Source organism: Mucilaginibacter sediminis, from assembly GCF_051903035.1.
GTDB lineage: Bacteria > Bacteroidota > Bacteroidia > Sphingobacteriales > Sphingobacteriaceae > Mucilaginibacter.
The window spans coordinates 2,168,727-2,193,396 of record NZ_CP170602.1; the positions used below are offsets into that span (position 1 = coordinate 2,168,727).

Below are 24,670 nucleotides of genomic sequence, written 5' to 3' on the forward strand. Positions count from 1 at the left end.
AGGTTCAGGTGATTTATTAACCAACCAAATTAACACCATGTATCATTACGCACCTAACCCGCCGTAAGTATGCCGCTGCACGCGCTATTTATTGCCCTAACGAGGTAACCAAAACCAAATAAACTTAACCATTAACAGAGAGACAATATGAAAAAACTTAGATACTTACTTATACTCCTCTTCCTTTTCCCGCTTGGTTTGTTAGCCCAGCAAACTTCTATCAGCGGAAAGGTCATTGATTTAACCGATGGGTCGGCGCTTCCGGGGGTAAGTGTAAAAATCAAAGGCACTACTGCAGGCGCCATAACCGATGTTGGCGGAAAATTCAGCCTTAACATTGCAAATACCGGTGTTATTTTACAGGTATCATATATAGGTTACCTTACCAAAGAAGTAGTTGTAAAAGATATAAAAGGTGGTATTATCGCTTTAACTGCAACTAACAAAACCCTTGATGAAGTGGTAGTTGTAGGCTACGGTGTTCAAAAAAGAGCAACCATAACCGGCTCTGTATCAACACTGCAAAGTAAGGAAATTACTACAACCAAAAACGAGAGTGTTATAAATATGCTTAGCGGTAAAATACCGGGCGTACGCATTGTTCAAACAACTGCCGAACCGGGATCTTTCGCCAATAACTTAAATATCAGGGGCTTTACAAGCGCTCCATTGGTTGTAATTGATGGTGTTATTGGCGGCGACCAATCAACAATAGGCCGGATGGACCCCAATGAAATTGAAAGTGTTTCTGTGCTAAAAGACGCTGCTGCATCTATATACGGTATAAGGGCCGCGGGCGGCGCCATTTTAATAACCACCAAAAAAGGCGGAAAAAACGGCAATATCAACATCAATTATTCTGTTAACAATGCTATCCAAACCTTTTTAGGTATGCCGCAGGGTGTAGGCGCTGTTGACTACATGATGCTGACCAATGAAAAAGTTAAACGCGATTTTGCCAATAATTTTGTATCCAACGTAACTCCGCAATATTCATATGCCGATATAAAACCATGGCTTGATGGCACTTACAAATCGGCCGACTGGATAGGCATGGTTTTCAGGAAAACAGCCAACCAAATACAGCATAATTTGAATATTGATGGCGGAAACGACAAAATAAGCTACTTTTTCAACTTTGGCTATCAACGGCAGGATGGCGTTTTTAAAACAGGGGATTTAAACTATAATAAGTATAATTTCCGCTCAAACGTTACGGCTAATATAACAAAAGGGCTAAAAGCGCAGGTATTAACATCGGCCTGGATGGATGAAAAAAACATGCCTTACACCGATGAATGGACTATTTATAAATACACCTGGAACCAAATACCTACACACCAGATATATGCTAATGATAATCCTTTATACCCCGCTGTAATTGATGATAACATGAACCCTTCTATCATAACCGATGCCGACAAAGTAGGTTCAAAAAGAAGCCGGAATAAAAGTATTACCAGCCAGCTAAACTTAACCTATGATATTCCAGGTATAAAGGGATTAAGTGCAAAGGCCTTATTTAATATTGATTATGGGGTTAATGATTACAATCAAATAAAAAAGACATTCTCTTTATATACTTACAAAGCAGCCGATGATACGTATATACCAAGTGTGGTTAATTCACCTTCGGGCATAACCCGCGCTTATTATACCCACTTGAATACCTTAAGCCAGGTAACGTTAAATTATGCCCATACCTTTTTTGATGACCACCACATCACAGCTATGGCTACCTATGAGCAAAGCCATGAAACTGCCGATAACTTTAATGCTTACCGGGATACCGAGATTCCGGTAGAATATTTGTTTGGCGGCCTTCAAAATTCCAATATGTACGGTGGTATGGATGCCAACGCTTTACAGGACCAGGCACACAGGAGTATTATAGGACGGTTCAATTATGATTTTAAAGGAAAGTATCTTGCCGAATTCAGCTTTCGCCGGGATGGCACCAGTTTGTATAAACCGGGCGCCGATCAATATGGTTTCTTCCCGGGCGCGTCAGTAGGCTGGGTTTTAACCAAAGAAAACTTTTTCCGCAAACTGATTTCAGAAAACATCCTTTCCAATTTAAAGCTCAGGGCTTCTTACGGCCGGGTTGGCGACGAGAAGGGCAATGCATTCAATTATGTTAACGGTTATACCTACCCGGTAAACAACTACATTTTTGGTGCAAGCGCTGTAAATGGGTCGGCGCCAAAACTTGGCAACCCTGGTTTAACATGGCCAATAAGTACTATAAAGAATATAGCCGTTGATTTTGGTTTGTTTGGTGGAAAAGTTGACGGAACTATTGAAGTTTTCAGAAACGACAGGACCGGATTACCCGCCACACCTTCGGTTGCATTACCCGGAACAGTGGGTGCCGCTGTGCCACAAATCAATTATGAAAGCGACCGGGTGCAGGGTTTAGATTTTAACTTATCGTACAGGAACACCTTTGGCCAGGTGGGTGTAAACCTTACCGGTAACATAGGCACAACACGCCTGAAGAAAATGAAAGTTCTGCGCAGTAATTCGGGTAACGAGTATTTAAACTGGAAAGAGAACCAAACAGACAGGTATCAGAATGTTTGGTGGGGGCCGGAGTATGCCGGGCAGTTTACCACCTACAAGCAAATTTATAATTATGGCGTAAACACAGGTGGTGGCAATAACAATACAATTCCCGGCGACTATTACTACAAAGACTGGAATGGTGACGGCGTTATTGATGATAAGGACAGCCACCCTATTGCAACTACCGATATCCCCCTATACAACTATGGTTTTACCGTAGGCTTAAGCTACAAAGGTTTTGATATGAACATGCTGTTGCAAGGCGCTGCCGGTGTTTACGTACAATACGGCGAACAATTTGCAGAGCCGCTGATGTATGGCAGAAGCGCTTTAACACGTTTCCTTGACAGCTGGCACACGGCAGACCCTTCGGCAAACGTTTTTGACCCCAACACACAATGGGTTCCAGGTTATTATCCTGCAATGGGTTCGCCTGCCGCACAGGGTACAAAAGCTATACAAAACGCAAGTTACCTGCGCATAAAAACATTGGAATTTGGTTATTCATTATCTCCTGCAATACTGAAAAGCATAGGCGTCAGAAAACTCAGGGTGTATGCAAACAGCTACAATCTGCTAACATTTACCGGGTTAAAGAATTACGATCCTGAGCACCAGGGGCCCAATCCAAGAGATAACGGTGATTTCAGCAAAGCTTTCGCAGGCTACACCTACCCGATGAACCGGACTTTTAACCTGGGAGCAAACGTTTCCTTTTAAACTGCTGAGCATCTCATGAGCGCTTTTAAAAAGCGAATTATTAACGAATAACTATTGACACATGAAAAGTATACATAAATTTATTATAGCAATATCTATCAGCGTAGGAGCTTCGCTAACTTCCTGCCAAAAGCTGAATATTGCGCCAACCAATATCTTTACCCCCGATATTATATATGACAGCGAGGCCGGTGTTAAGTCGTTTTTAGCAACCATATACCAGAATTTGCCTATTGAAGACTTTAAATACCGGCCCGACCAGGGATTTAAAACAGGGGGCAACGATTGGGAAAACTTTTACAATTCGGCCTCGGTTACAGGCGAAGAAGTTGGCCCTTTTGGAGGGATGGACATTGGCGGCGGCTTTGGTTACTGGCCATATGGCGATATCAGGAATGTAAATATCCTGATAGACGAACTGCCTAAACATGTGGCCAAGCTAAGCCAGCCAACTGTAAATGCCCTTTTGGGCGAAGCCCATTTTTTAAGGGCATACTATTATTTTGGCCTGGCCAAACGTTATGGCGGCATTCCTATTATAACCGTGCCACAGGATCCGGGCGCCCCGCTGTCAACACTCCAGGTACATCGTGATAAAGAACAGGCTGTATGGGATTTCATAGGGGCCGAACTTGATTTGGGTTACCAGATGATGCCCGAAACCAGTGATGCAGGCAGGGCCAACAGGTATGCCGCAGCCGCATTAAAATCAAGAGCAATGCTGTATGCGGCATGTGTTGCCAGGTACGGCTCGGTAAACTTTGTTGATGGGCCTGCGCGTACGCAAGGTCTGGTAGGCATCCCTGCAGATAAGGCAACCGCCTATTTCCAGGCGGCCTATGATGCCGCCAAATTGCTGGAAGGCCATTACTCCCTTTACAATGCAAATTCAGACAAGGTACAAAACTATGTTGATCTGTTCTTAAAAAGCACAAGCCCCGAAAATATTTTTATAAAACAGTATTCTATCGCTACCCACACTGCACATAGCTGGGATGCTACCATGTCGCCGCGCTACATGACAGCCAATGCGCTTTCGCGTTCATACCCAACGTTGGATTTTGTAAGGCTTTGGGGAGAGTTACCGGTAACTAACGGCGATGGTACGCCCAAGCGTTTTGATAACCGTGCCCAATTGATGCAGGGGCTTGAACCAAGATTGCTGGCCACCGTTTATTTCCCCGGGGCAACCTTAAGGGGGCTCATGTTTGATATGCAAAGGGGCATTTATCCGGCTTTTAGCGGCACAGCTGCCGCCGAGGTTGCAAAACCGGCCAATTCCCGCTCATACATACTTGCAGGCGACACAAAAACATTGTACCAGGGCAAACAGGTAATTGGCTTTACCGGCCCATGGACAGGTGGCGACGAACTAACACGTACAGGCTTTTATGTGCGCAAATATGTTGACTATAACAAACCCCAGTCGGCAGTTGACCTTAACAGGAGCGAACAGCCCTGGATTGACCTTCGTTATGGCGAGATTTTGTTAAACCGGGCAGAAGCAGCTATGGAATTGGGCAACACGGGCGATGCATTAACCTCGGTTAACCTGATCAGGAGCCGGGCCGGTGCAAGCCCTTACGCTTCTATCGATTTGAATAAAGTCCGTAACGAAAGGCGCATGGAACTTGCCTTTGAAAACCAATACTATTGGGATTTAAAAAGATGGCGAACCGCCGATGTGGTGCTTGACCGTGCGCATTTTAAAGGCTTGATGCCATATTACGTATTGAATGAAAATAAATTCATCTTCTTAGCAGAACCCGAGTTGTTTAACCGCGAATATTCTTTCCAGAAGCAATTTTATTATGAAGGAATTCCGGGAGGCGAAATCGGAAAGAACCCTAACCTGCTCCCTAACAATCCAAATTATTAAGAATTTAAAATTTAAGATATGAAAAAACTGATTAGCAGAATTTTGGTGGGCGTAACTATTCTGGCAAGTTCTGCGTGTACAAAAACAGACAATTACGATGGTCCAACCGCTTCATTCCAGGGCAATATAGTTTCCTCCGAAGGCGGTAATTTGCCCACGTCGGGCGGTAGCACTACAATAAAGCTTCAGCAAATTGGCTGGACCACCCCACAAACTATCCCAAGTAAGTTTGACGGTACATTTCAGGACACCAAACTTTTTAAAAGCGCATATAAGGTTGTACCAACCGGGGGCGCCTTTTGGCCAGTTTATGATACCCTGACGGTGAATATTGATAAAGGCACTAAACACGATTTTGTTGTTACTCCGTACATCGTCATTAAAAACTTTACCACCAGTTTAACCGGCACAACCTTAACCATAAAATTTGATATTACCGCACCCGTTATTGCAGGGTTGCCAACCATTAAGGATGTGCAGCCTTATGTAAATACAACAAGGCTGGTAGGTACAGGAGCTTCTATCAGAGATTTCTCGGATTTAAATGCTGTAACCATCAATAAAGAATTTATTGACCTGACTGATGCCCAAAAATCTATCACCTTAACTGTGCCCAATCTCATTCCTGGCCGCACATTTTTTGTACGTGCCGGGGTGCGTCTAAGCGATAGTTTCAACAGCTCAAATTTTTCGGAAATAGTGCAGATAGACGTTCCTAAATAATTTAACCTTAAACCAAAAAAGGAAATGAAATTCATTAAAACAACGATGGTATGCGCCATCCTCATAGCAGGCCTTATAATTGTGGGCTGCCAAAAAGAAAAATATGTTTCGCGGGATACATCAGGTCTTAAACCGCCTCCCCCTGTTGATACTACAACACCTCCGGTTATCGATACGTCCGTGGTAATAGACAATTGCGATAAAACCGACGGCTGGCAGGTAGCAGGCGGAGATCCTGTTTTAGCAACAACCGGCAAAAAAGAAGGTACCGGCTATATCCAGGCAACAATTAAAACGGGACAAGACTTTATGCAGTTTATTAAAACCCTGCCCGCCCCTGTTAACACAAAAGTAAGCTTAAGTACCGGCGAACTAAAACTCTGGTTTTATGTTCAGGATGTTTCTTTGCTTAAAGTAGATGGCCAGATACAATTTAGCAGCGCCGCCGATCCGGATAAGAAGCGCATTGGCTGGGGAATGGATAAAATTATCCCAACATTAACAAATGGCTGGAACCACTTAGAGTTGAAATTCACCGACGGATACGTATCCGGAGATGGCGGCCCGGATTTAACGGCGATGAACTTTATAAAGATATTCTTTTGGACCGCGGCCAAAGCAGCTACCGACCAAAATTTTGGTATCGATGATATCAGGGTTGCTGCGCTGCCGCCACCGCCACCGGTTGTATTTGACGCCTGCGACTCAAAAGACGGCTGGCAAACTGTAGGCGATGTAAATATTACAACTACCGGCCAAAAAGAGGGTGCGGGTTATATCAAAAATACAATTGCCAACGGCGGCGATTTTATGCAGTATATTAAAGATGTGGCTGCACCAATTAATACAACCTTTACCGCGAGTACCGGCAGGTTCCAATTTTGGTGGTATGTATCTGATGTATCGCTGCTTAAAGCTGATGGCTCTATCGAGATCACAAGTTCAGGAAAGTCTGATTTTAATGAGTCGGCCTGGGATGTAGCCCCCCTTATACCGTCGCTTAAAAACGGGTGGAACCTGGTAACGCTGGATTTTGATAAAGCCATTAAAACAGGTGATGGAGGAGCCGATTATACGGCCATCAATCACTTCCGTATCTTCTTTTTTACCAGCGGTAAAGATCATGCCGACCTGATTACCGGTATAGATGACCTGAAGTTTATATCAAAATAATTATCCCCTAACCATCCATTAATTTTTAAACATCAAAAAGGCGGAGAGAGCGATCTCTCTGCCTTTTAAAAAAGAAACACCATCCTGATGATAAAACATAATTTATTAAAAATATCGGCTGTATTGGCCATAAGTTTGGGTACATTATCTACTTCCCTGTGTATTGCCCAGGACAAACCTGCCGATACCGCACCTGTTGGAACCCCTTTTGTTACTGATATTTATACAGCCGACCCATCTGCCCATGTTTGGAAAGATGGCCGCCTTTACGTGTATCCATCACATGATGTAGCCCCGCCGCGCGGCTGCGATTTGATGGACAGGTACCACGTTTACTCAACCGACGACATGGTACATTGGAAAGATCATGGCGAGATACTAAACGCCAGTCAGGTTGAGTGGGGCCGCCCCGAAGGAGGCTTTATGTGGGCGCCCGATTGCGCCTACAAAAATGGCACTTACTATTTCTACTTCCCGCATCCAAGCGGCACCGCCTGGAACAGCACCTGGAAAATTGGCGTAGCTACCAGCAAAAGTCCGGCAAGTGGGTTTAAATCGCAGGGATATATTAAAGGGCTGGAATCGATGATTGATCCATGTGTATTTATTGACGATGATGGACAGGCATACTTTTATTATGGAGGTGGCGGCACCTGCAAAGGTGGCAAGCTAAAAAGCAATATGGTTGAAATTGATGGCGAAATGCAGAAAATGGAAGGCCTGGAAGATTTTCATGAAGCCAGCTGGGTACATAAACGCAATGGCATATACTACCTATCCTATTCAGACAATCATGATGTGAACGGCAAACACAACCAGATGCGTTATGCCACCAGCAACAGTCCATTAGGCCCCTGGGTTTCGAAAGGTGTTTATATGGACCCTACAGATAGTTATACTAACCATGGTTCCATTGTTCAGTTTAAGGGGCAGTGGTACGCGTTTTACCATAACAGTTCGCTCTCCCACCAGGATTGGTTACGGTCTATCTGTGTAGATAAGCTTTACTATAACGCTGATGGTACTATTAAAAAAGTAATACCAACCGGACCTATCAAAAAGTAAATAATATGAATAGGAAGATAGTTCATGCGATACTTTTAATTACCCTGGCGGTGGCAATAAGCAGTTGCTCAAAAAAAAGCAACACTACCAGCGAAACCGCAACAGTGGTTATTGAAGACCCAAAGGGCGATGGTTTTAAAAACCCTTTTATTACCGATATATACACTGCCGATCCTTCGGCACATGTTTGGGCTGATGGCCGGTTGTATATATACCCTTCTCATGACATCGATCCACCGCGTGGCTGCGATTTGATGGATAAATATCATGTATACTCCACCGATGATATGGTACACTGGCGGGATGAAGGACAGGTATTACAGGCAAGCGACGTTGATTGGGGCCGCCCCGAAGGCGGTTTCATGTGGGCGCCCGATTGTGCTTATAAAAACGGCACCTACTACCTGTACTTCACGCACCCCAGCGGTACCGAATGGAATACCACCTGGAAAATAGGCGTAGCAACCAGCAAAAGCCCGGCAAAGGACTTTAAATCGCAGGGATACATCCATGGGCTCGAATCATTGATAGATCCCTGTGTGTTTGTTGACGATAATGGGCAGGCCTATTTATACTATGGCGGCGGCAACATCTGCAAGGGCGGCAAGCTGAAGGATAATATGATAGAGCTTGATGGCGAAATGAAAACCATGCAGGGCCTTACCGATTTTCATGAGGCAAGCTGGGTACATAAAAGAAACGGAATCTACTACCTGTCATACGCCGATAATTTTAACGAGGCCGGTAAATTCAATCGCATGCGCTATGCAACAAGCAATAACCCGCTTGGCCCCTGGACCTATAAAGGCGTATACCTTGACCCTACCGACAGTTTTACCGATCATGGTTCAATAGTTGAATTTAAAGGGCAATGGTATGCCTTTTACCATAACAGTTCGCTATCGCACAACGATTGGCTAAGGTCTATCTGCGTAAATAAATTATACTACAATGCCGATGGCACCATCAGGAAAGTGATTCAGACGGATATTAACGGTTTGAAAAAATAAAAGATATAAACAAATAAAACAAGGGACATGAGAAGAAGATCATTCAACGCGTTGCTACTGATAACGCTGATAGCGGCGAACACCAGTTGTTCAAAAAAAAGTACTAATACCCCAACCCCGCCGGTAACGCCAACCGATACCATCGACCGCACCCCCTCGCCGGCTGGCGATGTAGTTGGCAAGGTAGTAGTAGGTTACCAGGGCTGGTTTGCAGCGATAGGCGACGGATCGCCGATAGACAGGTACTGGCACTGGGCACAAACCTGGGAACAGCAGCCATCAACAACCAATAAAGCTATTTCAGCCTGGCCCGACGTACGCGACTATACCAGCACCTTCCCTACCAAATTTGCCAATTTAGGCAATGGGCAGCCGGCAACGGTATTCTCTTCATTTTCAGACCAAACTATCGATACCCAGTTTAAATGGATGAAAGACTATGGTATTGACGGTGCTGCGCTTCAACGTTTTAACCCAAGCGGACTGGAAGGCCCTGTACGCGATGCCATGGCAGCCAAAACCAAAATAGCAGCCGAAAAAAACGGTGTTAAGTTTTACATTATGTACGATGTAAGCGGCTGGACAAACATGCAAACCGAGCTAAAAACCGACTGGACCAATAAAATGTCGCAATATACTTCGTCGCCTGCCTATGCAAAGCAAAATGGCAAGCCGGTGGTATGTATCTGGGGATTTGGCTTTGCCGATAACAACCATGATTTTACCGCGGCAAACTGTCTTGAAGTGATTAAATGGTTTAAAAGCAAAGGTTGTTATGTTATTGGAGGTGTACCTACAAACTGGCTTACGCAAACCAGCGATTCGCGCCCCGACTTTTTAAATACATATAAGGCATTTGATATGCTTTCGCCCTGGATGGTCGGCAGAATTGGCAATGCCAACCAGTCTGACGGCTTTTTTGTAACTATCAATAAAGCCGACCAGGCCTATTGCAATGCCAACGGCATTGATTACCAGCCCTGTGTACTGCCCGGCGATCTATCCGGCCGGCAGCGCGCCCACGGCGACTTTATGTGGCGGCAGTTTTACAACATGACCCGGGTCGGCGCGCAGGGCATCTACATCTCGATGTTTGATGAATATAACGAAGGCAACCAGATAGCTAAAACTGCCGAAAGCCAGGCATTTATACCGGTAGGCTCCGGCTTTTTGGGACTTGATGAAGACGGCACCGCCTGCTCTGCAGATTACTACCTGAGGCTTACCGGCGACGGGGCTAAAATGTTCAAGAAAATAACTCCGCTTACGGCAACAAGGCCTACAAAGCCGGTGTTGTAATAAAAGTTATATCTATGCAAAAAGGCCGCTGGCACCAATGGTTCCAGCGGCCTTTTTTTGAAAACCATTAGATAGTTTTACTGTCCTGAAAAAGCATACCCTAATTGAAGCAAAAAAATAAGTGTGCCCGTATCTCACCCCGGGCACACCGGTTACCAAACACCTGGTAACATCAACTAAACCCCGGTTATTTTTTTACCGGCGGTGGTACATTTTCCCGTAAAGGCAGCTGCCGCCTAAGCATTTTGGCAGCATAACCCGTAAGGTATAAATAATAATCATTGGGGATATCATCCTCATATTTAACAAACGTGCTGAGCCCTACAGGTGGGTTTTTGGATGCTTTGAGGATGGCGGTACCCTCATCAACCTCATCAAACATGGCAACGTACAGCATGTCGGCGCCGCTTTTAATAGCACCGTTAATTTGTTTCCAGTAAAAGCTTCCCCGGTTGCGCGGAATCTGGTTTTGAGGTGCCCGCGGATTCATATTATGCCAGCTGAAGCCCGGGAAAATTGTAGGCACATAGTCCACCTTATTGGCTTTACACCAGGCAATATCATCCACTATCCGGGCCTGAAATTTGGGGTAAGCATCCTCGTTAAAACGGCCTACAAACCATGGGTGTACAATATCCACCTTACGCAACAGATCATGCAGGTGTTGGTCTTTCTCGGTATCGCTTCCAAAATCGCGCCAATAAGTTGGTACACCAAGCAGTACGGCACATCCGCCATAAACAGGGTCATTCTTTAAAAAATCGATGATTCGCTCAGCTTCGGCAAGGCCATATTTCCTATTATCGTTAAAGCCTACACCCCAAATGGCTACCAGGGGCTTACCGTTATGGTATAGCCAGGTTTGCTTATTGCCGCGGTTGGTTAATTTCATGCTGTCAACCAAATGCTTCCAATCTTTTATTACCAGCGAATCGCCTCCGGCACCCATCCCCGAAAGATCGTACATTACCGAAATTGCCCTACGATACTTTTCCGAAAACTTAAGCGCGCTGCCCAAAACCACATCATTATGGTTACGCCCTCTGCCCCGCTGCACATCGGCAATAAAACGCTGCACAAACACACCGTCTACGCCATATTGCTGCATCCATTTAAAATGGGTTTCAACCGAAGAGGCATCGTATGAACTATAGAGGTACGCATTACTGCCATCGGCCAGTTTAAAGGGCGATTTATAGGTCTTTTTATATTCGCTCACATCGGGCCATATATCAATATTGGTAAAGCCAGGTTCAAACTTACCATGTGATAAGTAATGGTTCCACCACCGGCTGGCCTCATCTTCCGGGGCATTAAACCAACCCTGGTAGCCGGCCATTACCAACCCTTTATAACTTTTAAATGCGGATGTTTTGCCGTGTTTTTGGCTATAAGCAACAGTGCATAGCAGTAGCAGCAAGATGCTAAAAACTTGTTTTTTCATCAGGATAGTGGTTAATGTTTTGTTTTGTTGATTAGATCAAATACCCCAGTCTTTATTTGGTTTTGGCCCCATTTCCAGTTCGAGCGTGCCGCCGGAGATTAGTTGTTCATGAGTAAACCATGGCTTATTTAAAACTTCGCCGTTAAACCTTGCGCTTTGGATATACTTATTAATCACCGAACAGTTATTTGCGATCAATTTAAACTGCTTTCCGTTTGGCAAACTGATAGTAACCTTACTAAAAACAGGGCTTCCAATAGTATATATAGGCTTGCCGGGTGTAATTGGATAAAAGCCCATAGATGAGAACACCACAAAGGCCGACATTCCGCCACCATCCTCGTCGCCTGGGATACCGAAAATGTTATCCTTATACCATACATCAAGCAGGAAACGGATCCGTTTCTGTGTTTTCCAGGGGGCACCTACATAATTATATAGATATGGTATATGGAAACTTGGCTCGTTGCCCATTGAATACTGGCCAACCAAACCAGTAGCATCCGGAAATTTAGCCCAGAACTGGTACTTACTGCGATCAAGGCTTTCGCGAAATGTTTGATCCAGCTTCGCCTCAAAATTAGCTTTGCCACCCATTAAACCGATCAATCCGGGTATATCATGTTGTACCTGCCAAAGGTAAGTCCAGCCGTTATTTTCATCATAAAAATCACGGCCACCCAGGCCACCATCAAATTTAGGGTCGATATTTATCCAGTTGCCGTCCTTATCCTTCGGAATAAACATCTTTTTATCATCGTTCCATAGATTTTTATAGTTAGATGCCCGCTTTGCAAATATTGATTGATCATTTGTCTTCTTCAGCTCCGTAGCCAACTCACCAACCGCCCAATCGTCATAGCTGCCACCCAATGTAACCGCAACAGCTTGTCTTTTCTCGAATGAATGCACAAGGCTTACTGTTTCTTTTTCGCCTTTTTGCAGGGCGGGGAAATAGCCTTTGTTATAATAGAAATCATCCAGCTCGCATTTGGGGCCGTTCTCCCAGGGCAGCATGGTGGCCTGGGTTGCATTTTTCAGGATACCTTCATATGCTTTTTCCACATCAAATCCACGGATCCCTTTGCGATAATCGTCCAGGAACATCACTGTAGAGTGGAAACCATTCATACAGGGGTTATCGCCAAATAAAACCGGGAAGGTAGGCATCCAGCCACTTTGCCGGTACATGTTCACATAGGAGTTCAGCATGTCCGATTCCATGGCAGGGTTCAGGATCGATCTGAGCGGGTGTAGTGCCAAATAAGTATCCCATACCCAATCATCTACATAAAAAGGCCGGTTGCTGTCGTGCACTTTTTTATCGTAGCCGCTGTAATAATGCCCATCCTCATTAATATCAACCATGCGCTCATTACTGCGGTACAGGGCAGTATAAAACGACCGGCGCTGGGCTACTGTCCCCCCTTCAACCTGTACCTGGTTCACTACTTTTGCCCACGCATTTTTAGCAGCTGCCATTAAAGTCGCAAAGTCAACCCCGGTAAATTCATCTTTAAAATTCTGCCTTGCCTGCTGTGCGCTTACGTAAGATATAGCGTATTTAAATTCAATATTATCCGGAGCATCACCTGAAAATGTAATAAATGACCGGGCATCCTTACCTTCTATTGATGTTTGTTTGGTTAAAACACCATCCTTAATTACCCCGGCCGTTCCTTTTGCACTAAACTGCCCATAAACATATACTTTAATATCATCATGATAGGTTTCTGTGCCGGTTACTTCATTGTCGCCGGCAAAATTCCAACTGGCCCCCCCTTCGTTATATACGTTAAAAAGGATGCTTTTAGCTGCAGTTTTAGCAGGAAAGGAGAACCTGTATATACCTACTTTTTTTCCTGGGGTAAACAGCACGGTAATCTCCTTATCAATAAGGTAAGTTGAATAATACCACGGCCGCGTTATTTCCAGATCATGATCATAAGGCATTTGCTCGTTCCATGAGTCGGCGGTGAGCGGTTTATCATCGGGCTTTATGGCAAAAATCTCGCCCAGCCTGTGCGAAACCATATTGAGCGGAAAGCTCGATACCTGGTCGTCAATATAATCAGCCCGTTTAGGGTACATCCTAATCATTTGGTTGGGCAGGTGCATGGTAGGCCGGGTGGGCTCCAAAAGTTGGCCCACATTGCCAATGCGTGGGTCAATGTATTCTAAATTACCATCGGCGCTTTGCGCATAACTTGTACCAGGGTGTGCAACGCTCAATAACGCAAATAACGGAACCGACTTTAACAATCGGGAAAAATGATTAACCATCTCAGAAAATTTATATTTGGTTTACAGTGTCAAAATTGCCCATAAAACTTAATGAACTATTAATAATTGATTAATGGGGCAAGAAAATAGCTTTTGTAACAGATTTATTCCAAAATTGAATTGAAATCGCGGTCAAAAGCTTCGCCATAAATCACTTTATACTCTTTATTAAAACTCTCAAAAGTGTTTTTTGCCAGCGAATGTTTACCAATATGTGCAAGAGCTTTACATTTCAATATCATGGCTTCCTCGTTTACAGGGTCGAAGTAGAAAATATCATTGGCCAGTTTGATTAAAAACTCGGGGTCGTCGGCAATTTGAACACTGTTTGCAAATTGAATGTATGAGTCGATGATTTCGTTAGACACTTCCGATTTAAAAGCATCAAGCCACTCATATTCAATGTTCGATAAAAAATTACCTCTTTGGGTGATATGAGTAAGCTGGATTATTCTTTGCTTGTTCAACCTGGTTTTGTTGCACACGATATTCAGGTAATTGTGATAATCAACCAATATATTGGTATAATCAATCTCTATCTTCCAATAACCGGTATCCTTTGATAAATGGCAATGCCCCATTTTATCCAGCAGCGATTTAAGTTTTGCAATATTTACCGAACGGTTGTTACGTGCGCTTTTTTCTGATTTATCAAACCAAAGTATCTCGTTCAACTTTTCGGAGCTTACCCCCCTATCCAGTTTTACCGAGTACAGTAATATCACAAGGAACAACTCTTTTAATAAAGGTGTAAAATATTTAGTTATCTCGTTCCCATCAGGGGTAAAAAGCTGAAGATCGCCAAATAAAAATATGGCATTACTGTTGCTGGTTCGCGTGTGATCATCTTCTTCTACGAACTCCGGTTCGGTGTGGCGAGCAACTACAGGCAAATCGTTAACTGTCTTAGACGGTACCGGGACGATTCCTTTTTTACGCCGACGGACAATGACAGTAGCCAAAGTTAACACTAAACCAGCAGCGCATACGCCGCCTATCCATAAGAAATAATTGACGTGGCTAATCTCAACCACTTTATCTGCCAACGGCTCGGGTGGGCTTAACAGAGAATATATCTTGATTCTTGTCCGATCGTTTTCCCTGAAAAGCGTTATAGCCAAAAACTTACCGCTGTGCGGAAAATAACCCAAATCGGCATAAGAGTGAATATCATGAAAAAGAAAAGGGATAGTATCACCTACCAAATGATAGCTTGCCTTATCCAAGGATCCCTGGATAAGCTGAATGCTTGAATTAAATTTGTGCTGGGGAAAAATGAGCCCATAGTACGACCTGCTTTTTTCGTTGATGACCAAAGAGTTTGCAAATACAAAATCTTCACCTTTAACATCGATAGTAAACAGCTTTTTAAAGGATTTGTCCTTAACCGAAAACCGCATCATATCGTACAAATTGCGCGGGTTCACTATCTGCTGCCCCGAAGCACTACCGTACCCGCCTATTACATAAGCGGTATCGCCGGTTTTATTGACGCCCAGGCCCGCCAGGTATCGGGGGGTAAAGGTATCGCCTTTCACTGCTACTTTTTGCCAGCTATTGGTAACTACGTTGTAACATTTCACGCTATCCTTATATATCAGCTGACCATAGCCGCCAATGGTATAAATGCAACTATCCTTTTTATTGTAAAACTTATTCAGATGCCCATTATTGGTTGCAAGGCTTTTGAAACCTTTGTTCCACCGTCCGGTTTTAAAATCATAGGTAGCAACGGCCATCTGATCGATATACAAATAATATAGTTTGTCATTACCAAACAGCGCCTGATCGCCGGGCACCAGCAATTGCCTGCCCGAATTGTAAGCCGTACTTTTTAACTGCGGCGTTTTATTCACCGAAAATGTAACTAATGAATCTTGCGAGATTATGTTAACAACTTCATTAGCCCCATCAAAAGCAACGCTGGCATCGCCAGGCACCGTAAACTCTTTTTCTATTTGCCAATTACGATGGCGGGCTTTTATCCATAAGGGGTTTGTTATTGTTCCATTGTTTTGGTTCACGCTTTCATTGGCAACACAACCCTCCCATTCGTTAAGTGGCCAGTTGGCCAACAGCGTACCACTTTGTGTTACATTAACATCCCTTAATTTTAACGGCGGAAGATCGGTTGTTTGATATTGGCGGTAAGCATTGGCACCAAAAAGTAGTTTGTAATTTCGACTTTGCTTCAGGTGAACACCCGACTCAGAAAATGATTCCCGCCCGGAGAATATAGCGATCCTATCATTCTTATAATCAATCAGTAAGCGCAATTTGTTCCAACGCTCAAACAGCATCTTATCGTCAATATTAAAAGAGATTTTTGAAAGCCGGTCGCCAATGATGATCTTAAAATGCCGGGTGTTAGCCTGGTTATCATAAACTAAATCGATGTTTTGTTTATTATCGTCAACAATCCTCAATATATAACCAAAATATATTTCATGATTGGGCATGAAAGACAAGTCGAATGAAATTTCCAGGTTTTCTTTTGGGGAGACATTATTCAGGCTTAAATCTAAAGTAGTACGCTTATCCTGCACCACTTCGTGGCTATAAAACCCAAGCCCATACGATTGCGCATTAACTGGCAATACAAATAGGATATTTAATAGAATAACCGTTATAGCTCCCGATAAAAAAAATCTCATGTTGGTAAGTACACATTAAGCATTAAAACTTATGTACCCGGCGTATAGTTTATAATTCAGGTTATAAAAACATGCAGTATTATTAGGTTACATGTGATGTACCGGCTAAATTACAATAAAAACCATACAGATTCAAGGAATATAACTTTATATAAGGCTATAATGTCATTGAAATTTGAGCCAGATAACTGGCATAAATTTAACAAATAACAATACTAATTTAACATCTATTTTTCGACATTAGGCGTGGAATTTGCCCGGCTATAAGGATAATGTTTAAAACCGGGCTTATATATTTGCAGCTATGCAGGTTACTTTAATTGCAGCTTACCTGTGTGGTTAGGCATAAAACTAAAATTAGGCTTACAATAAATTTTTTCCTTTTTTTATTCTTGTTTAGTCAGATCAGTTACATCGGCCATTCGGCTTTCAGGGCTAACTTTCAAGTTAATCAGCTTTCCATTTTCAACCCTCCCCTCTACAGTTGTGTTATATGGTGCATTTAGTTTAAAATCGGCATCCCAGCCGGCAGGCCAGGCAGGTAAAAGCATTATCTTTTTGCCGTTAACCAGCATTAACATTTGCTGCAATCCGTTTTCGCCGTTACCTCCGTTATCTTCATCAGGCGTATAATCATTACCCTTATCCCAAAATGCCGGAAACTTAAGGGTTGGGTCTTTACGTGTAAGGGCAAAACTCACATATTCTTTGGCCACATCGGCCTGGCCTAACATGGCTGCCTGTATAGGATCTTGCACCCAGCAACCTTTTGAGCGCTGTTTGCGTGCATTAAACGTATTTACAGCTACATCCAGATCCGGCTTTCCTAAGCCATAAATACGAAACGGGTATATTGCATATAATTCTGGATTTTCACTGTTAAATGATTTTGCCGTTTGAGGCCCCGTGTAAGGCAGCAATACCTTTTTGTTGTTATTATTTGATATTGGCAGTGGCGGCAGCTCGTCATAGAGTTTTTCCCATTGCGAAAGAGTCTTTTCATCTACCATACCGCCAGGTAATTTTATCATACGGCTAAGTACAGCTTGCAGGCCGGCAATATCAGGTGCCGGATTGTGCACCTTCCAAAACATTTCTATTGCGTTATCCGGATCAAGCAACAATTTCCCCGTACTATCGCGGCCAAAATGCTGATCAAAAAATTGTAGCCCGGCAGTGGCAACTGGTAATAAGGTTTTCTTAACAAATGCGGTATCACCTGTATATTCATAGTAATCAAGCATCATCATGCTTAATTCCAATATGGGCGTAAAGTAATGATTGGTATAATTGGCTTTAACATCAGGTCCCATAAAATTCAAGCCGCCCCAAAAAGGTGCGGTTTCTGCAAAATAAGCCCCACCATGATGGTAATATTGCTGAACCTGCGCGGCATTAGCCGGCAAAATACTGGCGTACATCCTGAACAAAGGCTGCATCATATCAAAATCGCCGGCCATAAGCCTTGGCCAGTACATGGCCCTGGTGTTTTGAAACCAATACTGGCCGCCCCAGGCACGAAAATCGGCATTCTCATTTTTAGCCGGGTTATCTGCCACGAAAATAGATCCATTAAATTTTATAGGATAAGCCCCCCTACCCGCGCATGCGGTAACAAAGCGTTGCAAAACATAACCCTGGGTAACATTACTTGCCTGTTCATCGCCATGTACAAATACCCAGCTACGCTGCCAAAATTGCTGCCACCATTGCTGATGAGTTAGTCGTGTTTGTTCAAGTTTTAGCTTTTCAATCTGGTTTACTTTCCTTTCGAGACCCGACAGCCACCGGTCTCCACTGGCCGAAACCGATGTTAGGGGATAAATAGAGATTAGTTGCGAGTTAACCTTTTTACGCGACTGCAAGGTTAGGTTATCCATATTCTCCAACCCTTTCCCTTTAATAATGGCCCCAAACGTAAGGTTGGCCAAATGAGGGTCAACCGCCGACGAGTTGTGATGATACCAGGCTATACGTTTCCTTTGACCATTTAAGACGGTATCCGTTAAACCCGCGCGCCAGTTTTCGAGTTTTACATTGATAGTTGCAGGCTTAGCACTTTTAGTCTCCACCCTTATTACCGGGTTATTGGCATCAACCCAAACCCGCAAGATTACAAGAGATGTGCCCTCGCCTTCCTGTATCAGGATTTCGCCTGTTTTTAATTTAAGCACCTGTTTAAAAACCGGACTATTAGCTAATGGATCAGGGTTTATAGAAACCCTGATGGCCCCCAGCTTCATCAGCACGCCCCCCTGTTTCATCCACTCATCTTTTTGGGTATCCGGTTCGCCTCCCCATGCATCCGTTTTACTGATGTAGAAAACCAGGTCGCCGTTTTTCTCAACCCAAACGTTAAGTCCAATATCCCCATTTCCCAAAGGCATCGATTGTGCCGAACCCGGGCCCGGGGAATTCCAGCTCACGTTATATTTATCAAGCAAAGTATCAACCACAGCTCCTGGTTTGGCAAAAACAGGAGAAACTATTATCAAAAACAAGATTGTGATAATCAATAAGGTGTTCTTTTTCATTTTTTATTTGGCAGATGATCAATTGAGGAAACAATTTAGCTTGCATAACCAGTTTTGCGCAGGATGTATACAATTACCGGGATTATTTAGGTTAAAAATAAAAACCGATACTCTCCAATTTTCTCCTAACACGGAAAGAGCTCATTAAATGTAAATACAAATAAAGCTGCATAACTTAATAAATCATTAAAAAAGCATTAACAATAAAGGTTACCGTTAGCCGGTTGCTTAAATATTGTATGCCATACGGATCGCATCTATTGGGCTGTCTTATAGTTTCCATTTTCTCCGATGATCGTTGATATCCACAAGAAAATTAATGTTCAATTTTCGAACCCCTTCATAGTTTTTTATTGCCGCAGGAAATAATTACAAACCTAAAAGAGGTTAACAGCAAAAACGTATTTAAGGTTATAAAAAAATAAAAAACATTTGGAGGTGTCAAAAAACTCCTTATCTTTATTAAAGAATAGAACAGAACAGAATAACCAATTATTCAAAACCAAATCAATTATTATGAAAAAAAAAGTACCACCTAAAAAACTGGGCATGTATTTATTGTGCCTTATTTTGCTGCTTTGTTACCAGCATTGTTTTGCCCAACAAAAGAGAAGTGTATCGGGCCATGTAACCGACGAACACGGCCAGGCCCTTCCCGGAGTAAGTATTTTGCTTGACGGAACTGCTGAAGGCACAAGTACCGATGTGAACGGATTTTACAAGATCAGCGTTCCCGAAACCAATGCAAAGCTCTCGTTCTCCTTTATCGGTTATTTAAAAAAAACAGTCGCAGTTACCAAAGAATGGAATGGAGATGTAGCCATGGCACCAGACAAAACCTCGGGAAACCTTGGTGAAGTAGTGGTGATTGGTTATGGTACCAGGAAAAAAGCAAACCTCACGGGAGCTGTAAGCACCATTAAAGGGACAGAACTGGAGAAGTCGCCCGTTGCTAACGTATCCAATACGCTTGCAGGCGCTGTACCGGGATTAATTGTTAATACCCGGAGCGGCGAACCCGGCGCTGATGATGCCAGTATCCTGGTGAGAGGAAAAGGTACCCTGGGTAATACCAGCCCACTGGTTGTGATCGATGGTATCCCCGATCGTGGTTTTAACCGCTTAGATCCTGCCGATATCGAATCCTTCACCGTTTTAAAGGACGCTGCCGGGGCTATTTACGGCGCCAGAGCGGCAAACGGTGTTATATTGATTACTACGAAAAGAGGCACAGCAGGAAAAACCACCTTATCATTTACGTCCAATTTTTCCATGACGCAGCCTACCCGGGTCCCCAAAATGTTAAACTCCTGGGAGTTTGCGCAATCGGCTAATGAATATGACGACCTGGTTGGCCAGCAGCACGAATACACTGCTGATGATATTCAAAAGTACAAAGATGGCACCGACCCGCTTGGTCACCCGAACACCAATTGGTGGAACGCAGTAATGAGAAACTGGGCGACCCAAACCAACAACGTGTTAACATTAAGAGGCGGTTCGGATAAGGTAAAGTATTACATCTCGGGCCAGCACTTGTTCCAGAACAGTATATATAATAGCGGCACCGATTATTACAAAAATGACAATGGCCGCGCTAATATCGACATCTCGGCTACCGATAATTTCAAGATTGGTGTGGACGTGATGTACCGCGCTGAATACAAAAACGGCGAAGCGCCAGGATACGACGCCAATGCCATATTCAGCCAGTTGTGGAATGCGTATCCTTACCTGATTCCAGTATATCCAAATGGTAAAGTCGGCGTAGGTATTGGTGGCGGCCCTGCCACCAGTATGGTATATATATTGAACGGCGACCTGGGCTATACCCATAACAATTATAACTTTTTGCAAACGAAAACATCGTTCAGCTGGGCATTGCCAAAGGTAACGCCAGGCCTGCACCTTGACGGCTATTTTGCATACGATGTAAACTCAAACCAGTATAAAGGGTTCAACGCGCTGCCCCCTCCTGCTTATAGTTATAATAAAACAACAGGCAATTATGATGAGTTTACTTCAACCGTTCCTCCTAATTTATCCATTACCAATAGTCAAACTGTAAGCAGGCTGGCTAACATTAAACTGGGCTACGAGCACAAATTTAAAAAACATGGTATAGAAGCATTTGTAGCCTACGAGCAGCAACAACAAACGTATACCGAGCTGGATGCCTACCGTACCGGGTTTTTAAGTAATAATGTAACCGAATTATTTGCGGGCAGCACCGTAGGTCAAACCAACAATTCTATAACTACACAATTTGCCCGTCAAAACTTCATTAGCCGGTTATCTTATAATTATGATGACAGATACCTGCTGGATTACAATATGCGTTATGACGGGTCTCCTAACTTTCCGGCAGGCAAACGCTTTGGTTTCTTCCCGTCCTTATCAGCCGCCTGGCGCATATCGCAGGAAAGCTTCTTTCATTCGTCTGTAATTGATGACCTGAAACTGAGAGGATCATGGGGCAAAACCGGTAATGATGCGGTTAACGCCTTCCAGTATATTCAAACCTATGGGCTTCAGGCAGGTCAGATATCACAATACCTGGGGGCAGGTTATTATTTCGGCCCCAACGCTACCCAGGTGCCTGGTTTCTCGTTAGGCCCAACACCAAATACCAATATCACCTGGGAAGTGGCCACAACCACCAACCTTGGCATTGATGCGAAGTTATTTCACGCGCTATCCATCAGCGTAGATGTTTTTCAGTCGTCAAGGAATAATATACTGGTTGCGCCAAGCGCGGCAGTACCCGATTATACAGGGCTTACTTTACCCGATGTAAACCTGGGTAAAGTAAATAACAAGGGTATGGAGCTTGACCTTGGCTACAATAAAAAACTAAACGAAGATTTCTCTTTCAATGTTAACGGCAATATGACCTATGCGGTTAATAAGGTGATATACGGTGCCGAACCGGCAAATGTACCGGCTTACCAGCGCGTAACAGGCTATCCCATTGATTCATGGTTGCTATATCAGGCCGACGGCATTTTTCAAAATACCACTGAACTAAATGCCTCCCCCCACCCAACGGGTACAGGTGTTGGCGACATCAGGTATAAAGATGTAAACGGAGACGGTGCGATAAATGACCTAGACAAGGTAAGAAGTACACTTTCAAACACGCCGCAGATCCTTTACGGCCTCACCCTTGGCGGACGGTATAAAAACTTCGATCTTACTATATTTTTCCAGGGACAGGCCAAATCAAAAGCTATTTTGTTACCAAGCGGATTGAATATGGCCGAAGAATTTTTCACAGGTCGTTGGCAAAAAGAAGGGGATGATACCTACCCCCGCACATTTAATGGTCCAACAAGCCGCACTTTTGGTTCAAACGCTTATCCCTCAACTTTTTGGCTTCGTAATGATGCTTTTCTGCGCCTTAAAAACGTAGAGCTTGGCTATAGCTTTTCTAAAGACTTGTTAGCCCGGATAAAAGTAAAGGCGGCAAGGGTATTCGTAAGCGGAAATAACCTGTTCTCCATTGACAGCTTTGGCCCTTCGTTCGATCCTGAAAGTGCTACCGGTACCGTTAATAACGGCAGGATCTATCCGCAGCAACGGGTCATCAATCTTGGGGTAAATGTTACATTTTAAATGATTTACGCAATGAAAAAAACAGTCAATATATTCAGTTTAGTACTGCTGCTGTGTACAGGCATCTCCTGTAAAAAAGTACTCGACTTGCAGCCAACCAGCTCCTTTTCAACCAATACAGTTTGGACGGATCCCGCGCTTATCCAGGTATTTGTTAACCAAATATATAAAGAATCGGTATTTGCGTTTAAAGATGGCGGCTTTGGATGGGGCTCGCAAACAGATGAGTTATACAGTAACTTTAACTGGTGCCATGAAAATACCTACGTACTGGGGCAGGCCACTCCAGATAACCAGGGCAGTTCTTTCCCTTTAAATTACAGTTCTACCCTTAATTATTGGACAACTTTATACAGCACTATCCAAAAAACCAACCAGTTTTTTCAAAATGTGGCACAGGCAGATACCGTGGGCCATGGTGCACAACTCAACAATATGAAAGGTGAAGTTCACTTTTTAAGAGCGCTATGTTATTTTGAGTTGTTAAATCGTTTCGGCGGGGTGCCGTTGATCACCAAAGTTTATACGGCTAATGATAATACCTTCAATGAATCAAGGGCCACCTGGGACCAGACAAGAGATTTTATCCTGACTGATATTGCCGCCGCAGCTGCCATACTTCCAAAAAGCTATAGCAGTACTGATAATTATGGCAAAGCCACCCTGGGTGCTGCACTCGCGCTTAAATCGCGCCTGTTGCTGTATGCGGCAAGTCCTACTTATAACACAGGCAATGATGCAGGCAGGTGGCAGGCTGCTTCCGATGCGGCAAAGGCAGTTATCGATCTGGGCCAATATTCGTTGCACGGCACATCGTCAACTTATAACACCATTTTTACCGATTTTTTTAACAGCGAGGTAATACTTTCAAGGGTATTCAACGCAACCGTTCAGGAAGATAGATATAACACGCTTTACCGCGATCTTAGCCCGAACGGATACAATGGCTACAGCGCTTACAATGTATTGGAGCAAATGGTGGAAGACTTTGACATGGCCGACGGAACGCCGTTTAACTGGGCTACCAGCGGTGCTAACCCCTACCAGAACCGGGATCCGCGGTTTTATGCAGACATCCTGTTTAACGGATCGCCTTTTCAGGGGCGTGGCGCACAGTTTTATGAAGGCGGCCTCGATTCAAAGGAAAGTCCTTTATCTCCGTGGAATGCTTCAAAAACAGGGTATACCATGCGAAAAATGGTTGATGAAAGCTATAATTTTAATATTCAGCCCTATAGCGCTTGTCAATGGGTATCGTTCCGTCTGGCCGAAATTTATTTAAATTACGCAGAGGCACAAGCTGCGCTTGGCAATAGTGCACAGGCGTTACTTTACCTGAATAAGATAAGGGACAGGGCCGGGATGCCGGCAATTACCGCTACGGGCGCCGCTTTAACAGACGCCATTCGCCATGAAAGACGAATAGAACTGTGTTTTGAAGGGCACCGATACTTTGACCTGCGCCGTTGGGGCATGGCAGAAATTGGTTCAAAAGATGGTTTGGGCATTACTATTACGCCAACCTCGCCTGCCAATACTTCCTTTACTTATAAGGTAGTTACCATGCAAAAAAGAACATGGGTGCCCAGTTTTTATTATTATCCAATTCCCCGCAAGGAGATACAGATTAATCCTAACCTGAAGCAAAACCCTAATTACAATTAAAACTGATGATATATGAAAAAAGGCAGCAAAGCAGCTGCCTT

At 43.8% G+C, this 24,670-nt stretch carries 13 protein-coding genes; 9 read left to right on the forward strand and 4 right to left on the reverse strand.

What is annotated here, in order from left to right:
• The first annotated feature begins 147 nt into the window (after window positions 1-147).
• The 7 genes from ACFGVS_RS08550 (at window position 148) to ACFGVS_RS08580 (ending at window position 10,434) form a co-directional block, all read left to right on the forward strand.
• Window positions 148-3,285, forward strand: a complete 3,138-nt coding sequence (locus ACFGVS_RS08550) for a SusC/RagA family TonB-linked outer membrane protein (protein ID WP_274212836.1) — start codon at window positions 148-150, stop codon at window positions 3,283-3,285.
• Between the two features lie 61 nt (window positions 3,286-3,346).
• Window positions 3,347-5,164, forward strand: a complete 1,818-nt coding sequence (locus tag ACFGVS_RS08555) for a RagB/SusD family nutrient uptake outer membrane protein (protein ID WP_274212835.1) — start codon at window positions 3,347-3,349, stop codon at window positions 5,162-5,164.
• An 18-nt stretch (window positions 5,165-5,182) separates the two neighbouring features.
• Window positions 5,183-5,887, forward strand: coding sequence for a DUF3823 domain-containing protein (locus ACFGVS_RS08560; protein ID WP_274212834.1), 705 nt, complete (start codon window positions 5,183-5,185; stop codon window positions 5,885-5,887).
• 24 nt (window positions 5,888-5,911) lie between these two features.
• A complete protein-coding gene (locus tag ACFGVS_RS08565) occupies window positions 5,912-7,060 on the forward strand; it encodes a hypothetical protein (RefSeq protein ID WP_439698289.1) in 1,149 nt (382 codons plus the stop codon).
• A gap of 87 nt (window positions 7,061-7,147) precedes the next feature.
• Window positions 7,148-8,125: a family 43 glycosylhydrolase gene (locus ACFGVS_RS08570; protein ID WP_439698290.1), complete on the forward strand. Its 978-nt coding sequence runs from the start codon at window positions 7,148-7,150 to the stop codon at window positions 8,123-8,125.
• Window positions 8,126-8,130: 5 nt separating this feature from the next.
• On the forward strand, window positions 8,131-9,135 hold the full coding sequence (locus ACFGVS_RS08575; protein WP_439698291.1) for a family 43 glycosylhydrolase: 1,005 nt from the start codon (window positions 8,131-8,133) through the stop codon (window positions 9,133-9,135).
• Between the two features lie 27 nt (window positions 9,136-9,162).
• Window positions 9,163-10,434, forward strand: coding sequence for a glycoside hydrolase family 71/99-like protein (locus tag ACFGVS_RS08580; RefSeq protein ID WP_439698292.1), 1,272 nt, complete (start codon window positions 9,163-9,165; stop codon window positions 10,432-10,434).
• Between the two features lie 187 nt (window positions 10,435-10,621).
• Here the strand turns inward: ACFGVS_RS08580 and ACFGVS_RS08585 are convergent, their stop codons facing one another.
• The 4 genes from ACFGVS_RS08585 to ACFGVS_RS08600 all read right to left on the reverse strand — a co-directional run bounded on the left by ACFGVS_RS08585 (window position 10,622) and on the right by ACFGVS_RS08600 (window position 19,349).
• Window positions 10,622-11,878 carry a glycoside hydrolase family 71/99-like protein gene (locus ACFGVS_RS08585; protein WP_439698293.1) on the reverse strand — a complete coding sequence of 419 codons (1,257 nt, stop codon included), beginning with the start codon at window positions 11,876-11,878 and terminating at the stop codon, window positions 10,622-10,624.
• 36 nt (window positions 11,879-11,914) lie between these two features.
• Entirely contained in the window at window positions 11,915-14,161 is a 2,247-nt protein-coding gene (locus tag ACFGVS_RS08590; RefSeq protein ID WP_439698294.1) for a GH92 family glycosyl hydrolase, read from the reverse strand.
• A 104-nt stretch (window positions 14,162-14,265) separates the two neighbouring features.
• The gene (locus tag ACFGVS_RS08595) at window positions 14,266-16,815 is read right to left on the reverse strand and encodes a galactose oxidase (RefSeq protein ID WP_439698295.1); all 2,550 of its coding nucleotides are present in this window, start codon (window positions 16,813-16,815) and stop codon (window positions 14,266-14,268) included.
• Window positions 16,816-17,201: 386 nt separating this feature from the next.
• Complete coding sequence (locus ACFGVS_RS08600; RefSeq protein ID WP_439698296.1) at window positions 17,202-19,349, reverse strand: DUF5703 domain-containing protein; 2,148 nt, start codon at window positions 19,347-19,349, stop codon at window positions 17,202-17,204.
• A 516-nt stretch (window positions 19,350-19,865) separates the two neighbouring features.
• Between ACFGVS_RS08600 and ACFGVS_RS08605 the strand changes: the two genes are divergently transcribed.
• Together ACFGVS_RS08605 and ACFGVS_RS08610 are read left to right on the forward strand one after the other, a co-directional pair.
• Window positions 19,866-22,964: a SusC/RagA family TonB-linked outer membrane protein gene (locus ACFGVS_RS08605; RefSeq protein ID WP_439698297.1), complete on the forward strand. Its 3,099-nt coding sequence runs from the start codon at window positions 19,866-19,868 to the stop codon at window positions 22,962-22,964.
• Between the two features lie 12 nt (window positions 22,965-22,976).
• Window positions 22,977-24,629, forward strand: a complete 1,653-nt coding sequence (locus ACFGVS_RS08610) for a RagB/SusD family nutrient uptake outer membrane protein (RefSeq protein WP_439698298.1) — start codon at window positions 22,977-22,979, stop codon at window positions 24,627-24,629.
• The last annotated feature ends 41 nt before the right edge of the window (window positions 24,630-24,670 follow it).

Excerpts from the sequence above, each read along its gene's own strand:
- ACFGVS_RS08610 (WP_439698298.1), top strand. The coding sequence starts at position 22,977 with ATGAAAAAAACAGTCAATATATTCAGTTTAGTACTGCTGCTGTGTACA.
- ACFGVS_RS08560 (WP_274212834.1), top strand. The coding sequence starts at position 5,183 with ATGAAAAAACTGATTAGCAGAATTTTGGTGGGCGTAACTATTCTGGCA.
- ACFGVS_RS08570 (WP_439698290.1), top strand. The coding sequence starts at position 7,148 with ATGATAAAACATAATTTATTAAAAATATCGGCTGTATTGGCCATAAGT.
- ACFGVS_RS08600 (WP_439698296.1), bottom strand. The coding sequence starts at position 19,349 with ATGAAAAAGAACACCTTATTGATTATCACAATCTTGTTTTTGATAATA.
- ACFGVS_RS08590 (WP_439698294.1), bottom strand. The coding sequence starts at position 14,161 with ATGGTTAATCATTTTTCCCGATTGTTAAAGTCGGTTCCGTTATTTGCG.
- ACFGVS_RS08585 (WP_439698293.1), bottom strand. The coding sequence starts at position 11,878 with ATGAAAAAACAAGTTTTTAGCATCTTGCTGCTACTGCTATGCACTGTT.
- ACFGVS_RS08565 (WP_439698289.1), top strand. The coding sequence starts at position 5,912 with ATGAAATTCATTAAAACAACGATGGTATGCGCCATCCTCATAGCAGGC.
- ACFGVS_RS08550 (WP_274212836.1), top strand. The coding sequence starts at position 148 with ATGAAAAAACTTAGATACTTACTTATACTCCTCTTCCTTTTCCCGCTT.
- ACFGVS_RS08575 (WP_439698291.1), top strand. The coding sequence starts at position 8,131 with ATGAATAGGAAGATAGTTCATGCGATACTTTTAATTACCCTGGCGGTG.
- ACFGVS_RS08605 (WP_439698297.1), top strand. The coding sequence starts at position 19,866 with ATGAAAAAAAAAGTACCACCTAAAAAACTGGGCATGTATTTATTGTGC.
- ACFGVS_RS08555 (WP_274212835.1), top strand. The coding sequence starts at position 3,347 with ATGAAAAGTATACATAAATTTATTATAGCAATATCTATCAGCGTAGGA.
- ACFGVS_RS08595 (WP_439698295.1), bottom strand. The coding sequence starts at position 16,815 with ATGAGATTTTTTTTATCGGGAGCTATAACGGTTATTCTATTAAATATC.
- ACFGVS_RS08580 (WP_439698292.1), top strand. The coding sequence starts at position 9,163 with ATGAGAAGAAGATCATTCAACGCGTTGCTACTGATAACGCTGATAGCG.